A 973-nucleotide genomic window follows, 5' to 3' on the forward strand; every position below is an offset into this window, starting at 1 on the left:
GGCCGGCCAGCTGACGCGCTATATCGACCCAGCACAGAAAACCCTGCAATTTCGCTACGACCCCAGCGGCCGGTTGGTCGAACGCACCGACGCCATGGGCTACAGCGTGAAGTTCCGCTACGACGCCTATGGTCGGCTACTGCAACTGACCAACGAGAATGACGAGTCATACCGCTTCGGCTGGGACGAGCTGGACCGGCTGGTGGCCCAAAAGGACCTGGATGGCAGTGGCCGCCTCTACGTTTACAACGTGCTGGATGAGGTCACTCGTCTTACCCATGTGCCCTCGCCTGACGAGCAGCCGCCGCTGTCCGACAACGCCCCGCCAACACGGTCGACCGCCATCCGTCATGACTTCGAGCGCGACGCAATCGGCCGGCTTGTCAGCAAGCGCACTGAAGATGGCACCACCGACTACCGCTACGACGCGGCCGACAATCTGCTATCCATCACCTTCACGGACAACCAGGGCAAGAAGCAGCAACTCGATTACACCTACGACCCCAACGGACAACTGCTCAGCGAAACCAATAGCGCTGGCTTGCTGCAATACCGCTACGACGAACTGGGCAACCTGCAGACACTAGTCCTGCCCGACCAACGCGAACTCAACCACCTGTACTACGGCAGCGGACACCTGCACCAGATCAACCTGAACGGCCGGGTCATCAGCGATTTCGAGCGCGATGCGGTGCACGACGAGGTCCTGCGGACCCAGGGCAAACTGGTCACCCGCACACGCTACGACACCAGCGGTCGCCTGGCCGGCAAGGCCATTCACTACCGCGATGCCCCGGTTGAAGTGCTGCCGCTGCTGGACAAGGCCTATCGTTACGATGCCAGCGACAACCTGATTGCCGAGGTACTGACCCAAACCCAGCGCCGCGGGATGACCAGCGCTGCCAATGACGAAAACGCGCATCTTGAACAGATCATCGGTCGCTTCCTTGACCTACCCCACACGGGCAAGACT

General features: G+C 61.2%; 1 pseudogene. It reads left to right on the top strand.

Going from position 1 to position 973, the window contains the following annotated elements:
• A pseudogene (locus tag LVS58_RS24935) lies at nucleotides 1-973 on the top strand (type IV secretion protein Rhs); the annotation flags it as partial.

Source organism: Pseudomonas sp. JR33AA (assembly GCF_021378985.1).
In the GTDB taxonomy this organism is placed as follows: domain Bacteria; phylum Pseudomonadota; class Gammaproteobacteria; order Pseudomonadales; family Pseudomonadaceae; genus Aquipseudomonas; species Aquipseudomonas alloputida.